Origin of the sequence: Curvibacter soli, assembly GCF_029211125.1 — a bacterium.
Classification (GTDB): Bacteria; Pseudomonadota; Gammaproteobacteria; order Burkholderiales; family Burkholderiaceae_C; genus Curvibacter_A; species Curvibacter_A soli.
Genome location: NZ_JARGEN010000082.1, coordinates 1 through 5,106 on the forward strand (window position 1 = coordinate 1; position 5,106 = coordinate 5,106).

Sequence of the window (5,106 nt, forward strand, 5' to 3'; positions counted from 1 at the left end):
GTGGCCGCTGGGGCGACGTTCATGCCCGCCATGACGGCCAGCGCAGGGTCTTGGACGCATGCAGGCAGGCAATCCGGGCGACGAAATTCAGAAAATCCAATGAGGCGCGGATTCGTTAGGGGGTGGTCACGGATTCAGGCTATTGATAATGAAATCGGTCATGGCGCGCTCATCTGCATGGTTAGGCGCCATTTTACACGTAAGTTGTTGATTTACAAAGAGAAATCAAGAAAAAATGTGGTTGAACTCACGGATTCAGGTGATCGCAAGCAGCCACGAGCGAAAAATCATGTAAAACCTCATCCGAGCATGGCTTACAAGGGGTGACATGGCTTAACTTCGGTGGATTGGGCCGTGACCGGAGCGCGGAAGAGCTGTGGGCTCAGTGCGGCGTGTGTACTACCGTCGACAAACCGCCGCCTGCATCATGCGGGCCCATGATGGCAACGCTGGCCTCCACCCATTTGCGTACCCGCTCGGCATCGCCGATGCGGCTCAGCCTGCCTGCGGAATCCAGGAACACCATGATGAGCTTGCGGCCCGCGATACTGGCCTGCATCACGAGGCATTGGCCGGCCTCGGAGATATAGCCGGTCTTCTGCAAGCCGATGTCCCACAACGGGTTCTTCACCAGGCGATTGGTGTTGTTGTACTGCAGCATGCGGTGTCCGACCGCGACCTCATAGCCCGGCGAGGTGGTCAACTCGCGCAACAGCGGGTTCTGGTGCGCGGCGTTCACGAGCACGGCCAGATCGCGCGCGCTCGACTGGTTGTGGCTGGAGAGGCCCGTGGGCTCCACATAGTGCGTGTCAGCCATGCCCAGCATCTGGGCCTTGGCGTTCATCAGGCCGACGAACACATCCAGGCCGCCCGGGTAGGTTCGGCCCAACGCATGCGCCGCCCGGTTTTCGCTGGACATGAGCGCCAGATGCAGCAACTCGCCGCGACTCAGTACGGTGCCTACCGCCAAGCGCGAACTGCTGCCCTTTTCGGTATCGACGTCGTCCTGGGTGATGGTGATGGACTCCTCCATCGGAAGCTGCGCTTCGGACACGATCACGCCCGTCATGAGCTTGGTGAGCGACGCGATGGGCAGCACAGCCTGCTCGTTCTTGCTCAGCAGCACCTCGTGCGTGTCCTGGTCGAGCACATAGGCCACGCTGGACTTGAGATCGAGCGGATCATTGGTGGAATGCAGGCCGGCAAGCTGCCCGAACGAAGGCTTGGGAGGTACGTAGGCCGCACGGACCACGGCACCACGCTTGGCGACGACGCGCTGCTTCGCAACCGCGCGCCTAGCCGATGCGGAAGCGCTCGTCTGCTGCTTCTTGACTACCACCTTCTTACGCTCTGCCGCATGCACGCCCGGCAGTGCAAGCGTGAAAACCAGTACCGTCATCGCAACGGTCTGTAAAAAACGGAACAAAGCCAAGCCTCGATGACGCGCCATTACTACATCTCCAATGAGCAGTGCCGAGTACGCAGTGTATAGAAATACAAAAAGTCGCGCAAGATCAATTACTTGCACGACTTTTCTCGAAACTTACTGCGATTATAAATGCACGCACTATCCTTGTGCGGCGATACGCTCGGCTTTACTTTGTAACTTGTTCAGGGCGCTCAGGTACGCCTTGGCCGATGCGACGACGATGTCGGGGTCCGCTCCTACGCCGTTGACCACGCGCCCATTGCTTTGTAGGCGCACCGTCACCTCCCCCTGGCTTTCGGTGGAGCCGCTGATGGCGTTCACCGAATACAGCACCATTTCGGCGCCGCTCTTCACATGCGATTCGATGGCCTTGAGCGATGCATCAACCGGGCCGTTGCCATCGGATTCGCCATGCACCTCGCGGTCCGCAACGGTGAACACTACCCGTGCCTGTGGGCGCTCCCCGGTTTCGCTGTGCTGCGCGAGCGAGATGAAGCCATAGGTGTCGGCGCCGTCCACGGCTTTTTCGCTGTGAACCAGCGCCAGGATGTCCTCGTCGAATATCTCGCTCTTGCGATCCGCCAACTCCTTGAAGCGCGCGAACGCGGCGTTGACCTCGCCCTCGCTCTCCAGGCTCACGCCCAGCTCCTGCAGTCGCTGCTTGAAGGCGTTGCGGCCGCTGAGCTTGCCAAGCACGATCTTGTTGGCCGCCCAGCCCACGTCCTCGGCACGCATGATCTCGTAGGTGTCGCGCGCCTTCAGCACGCCGTCCTGGTGAATGCCGCTGGCATGCGCAAATGCATTGGCACCCACCACAGCCTTGTTGGGCTGCACGACAAAGCCTGTGGTCTGGCTCACCATGCGGCTCGCGGCCAAGATGTGCCTGGTGTCGATGCCCACGTCCAGCCCATAGTAATCGCGGCGCGTCTTGACCGCCATGACCACTTCTTCGAGCGAGCAGTTGCCCGCGCGCTCGCCCAGGCCATTGATGGTGCACTCCACCTGGCGGGCACCGCCGATCTTCACACCCGCGAGCGAATTGGCCACGGCCATGCCCAGGTCGTTATGGCAGTGCACCGACCAGATGGCCTTGTCACTGTTGGGCACCCGTTCGCGCAGGTTCTTGATGAAGTTGCCATACAGCTCGGGAACGGCATAACCCACGGTATCGGGCACGTTGATGGTGGTGGCGCCCTCGGCAATCACGGCCTCGATCACACGGCACAGAAAATCCGGGTCACTGCGGGAACCATCTTCCGCGCTGAACTCGATGTCGCCGATCAGGTTGCGCGCGAAACGCACCGCCTGAATTGCCTGCTCCAGCACCTGCTCGGGCGTCATGCGCAGCTTCTTCTCCATGTGTAGCGGCGAAGTGGCGATGAACGTATGGATGCGTGCGCTGCTGGCGCCCTTGAGCGCCTCGGCAGCACGCGCGATGTCGCGGTCATTGGCGCGCGACAGGCCGCAGATGGTGGAGTCCTTGATGGCGTTGGCGATGGTCTGCACCGCCTCGAAGTCGCCATTGGAACTCGCCGGGAAGCCCGCCTCGATCACGTCGACCCTGAGCCGCTCCAACTGGCGCGCGATGCGCAGCTTCTCGTCGCGGGTCATGGAGGCACCGGGCGACTGTTCACCGTCGCGCAAGGTGGTGTCGAAAATAATAAGTTTGTCTGTCATGGGGAACTCCTTTTGGGCTTCTGATGTGTCGTGGCGCGCGCTATTGTCGCGGCTCACGCAGTGGCTGCCGGGGCAGATGCTGCCGCGGACTCTTCCGCCGCGCGCTCCATGCCCGAGAGAATGGCCTTGAGCGACGCGGCGACGATATTGGCGTCGATGCCCACGCCGAACAGCGTGCGCTGCCCGACGCGCAACTCCATATAGGCCACGGCCCGTGCATCCGCGCCCGCGCCGATCGCGTGCTCGTGGTAATCGAGCACTCGCAGGTCCGCGCCTATCGCGGCATTCAGGCCGTTCACGAACGCATCGATCGGGCCGGCGCCTGCCGCATCGATCCGGTGCGCACGCCCTTGCATGGCAATGTCTGCCACCACGCGCACGGGCCCGCCGCGCTGCTGCTCTTCCACGCGGTAACGCGGCGCAGGAGTGGCGCATGTACGATATTGCGACTCGAACAGCGCGAACAGGTCGCGCGCCGTCAGTTCCTTGCCCTCGACATCCATCACGCGCTGCACGGCCTGGCTGAACTCGATCTGCAACCGACGCGGCAGTTCCAGCCCGTATTCGCTTTCAAGCAGGTAGGCCACGCCGCCTTTGCCCGACTGGCTGTTGACGCGGATCACCGCCTCGTAGCTGCGGCCCAGGTCCTTGGGATCCAGCGGCAAGTAGGGCATGTCCCACATGTCGTCTTCGCGGCGCGCAGCAAACGCCTTCTTGATCGCGTCCTGGTGGGAACCGGAGAACGATGTATAGACCAAGTCGCCCGCATACGGATGGCGCGGATGCACGGGCAGTTGGTTGCAGTGCTCCACGATGCGGCGGATCTCGTCGATGTCGGAAAAGTCCAGGCCCGGCGCGACGCCCTGCGTGTAGAGGTTGAGCGCCACGTTCACCAGGTCGAGGTTACCCGTGCGCTCGCCGTTGCCGAACAGACAGCCTTCGAGGCGGTCGGCGCCGGCCATGAGCGCGAACTCGCCCGCGGCGGTGCCCGTGCCGCGGTCGTTGTGCGGGTGCACCGACAGGACAATGCTGTCGCGCCGCGCCAGGTTGCGGTGCATCCACTCGATCATGTCGGCGAAGATGTTGGGCGTCGAATGCTCGACGGTGGAGGGCAGGTTGACGATGCATTTTTCCTGCGGCGTGGGCTGCCATACGCCGGTCACCGCATCCACCACGCGCTTGGAAAACGCCAGGTCGGTGCCCGAGAACATCTCGGGCGAATACTGGAAAGTCCACCGTGTGCCCGGCTGCTGCGCGGCAAGTTCCTGGAACAGGCGCGCATGCGTGGTGGCGAGATCGACGATGCCGTTCTCATCAAGCCCCAGCACGACTTTGCGCATAACAGGCGCCACGGCATTGTAGAGGTGCACGATCACGCGCTTGGCTCCGTGCATCGCATCGAAGGTGCGGCGGATCAGGGGCTCGCGCGCCTGGGACAGTACCTGCACCGTCACGTCGTTGGGAATCAGATCCTCGTCGATGAGCTTGCGAACGAAGTCGTATTCGGTCTGCGACGCCGAGGGAAAGCCGACCTCGATCTCCTTGAAGCCAATCTTCACGAGCATCTTGAACATGCGCAGCTTGCGCTCGATGTCCATGGGCTCGATGAGCGCCTGGTTGCCATCGCGCAGGTCTGTGCTCAGCCAGACCGGGGCCTGAGCGATGACGGCATCGGGCCAGGTGCGGTCGCGCAGACCGACGGGTGCGAATGCGCGGTACTTGCGGACGGGATCTTTCAACATGCTGGGTCCTCTGGAAGTTCAGGTTGACCAGCGACCCCCTAAAAGAAAACGGCCCGTCGCTGGTGGCTGACGGGCCGTCGAGAAGGATATGCGTGCGCTACCAACTCCGCCCGTCGGACGTTAGCAGTAGAGCCAGCGAAATCTTTTGCATAAGTTTCGAATGTAGCACAAATAGGCGCCACGGCGACTCTCAGTCTTGTCCAACGAGGTATGAGCCTGGAGCCGGGCTCGTGATTCCACTGAGCAATGAGCCTGGCG

The 5,106-nt window shown here is 62.2% G+C and carries 4 protein-coding genes; 1 reads left to right on the forward strand and 3 read right to left on the reverse strand.

What is annotated here, in order from left to right; all coding sequences use genetic code 11:
• On the forward strand, positions 1 to 327 hold a 327-nt coding region (locus tag PY257_RS15795), incomplete at its 5' end, for a hypothetical protein (protein ID WP_275743550.1).
• 55 nt (positions 328 to 382) lie between these two features.
• On the opposite strand, the gene PY257_RS15800 is transcribed toward PY257_RS15795, so the two are convergent.
• From PY257_RS15800 to leuA, 3 genes are all read right to left on the reverse strand, one after another.
• Entirely contained in the window at positions 383 to 1,450 is a 1,068-nt protein-coding gene (locus PY257_RS15800) for a serine hydrolase (RefSeq protein WP_419095729.1), read from the reverse strand.
• Between the two features lie 117 nt (positions 1,451 to 1,567).
• The gene (locus tag PY257_RS15805) at positions 1,568 to 3,106 is read right to left on the reverse strand and encodes a 2-isopropylmalate synthase (RefSeq protein ID WP_275743554.1); all 1,539 of its coding nucleotides are present in this window, start codon (positions 3,104 to 3,106) and stop codon (positions 1,568 to 1,570) included.
• 53 nt (positions 3,107 to 3,159) lie between these two features.
• A complete protein-coding gene (leuA, locus tag PY257_RS15810; RefSeq protein ID WP_275743556.1) occupies positions 3,160 to 4,848 on the reverse strand; it encodes a 2-isopropylmalate synthase in 1,689 nt (562 codons plus the stop codon).
• Positions 4,849 to 5,106 lie beyond the last annotated feature (258 nt).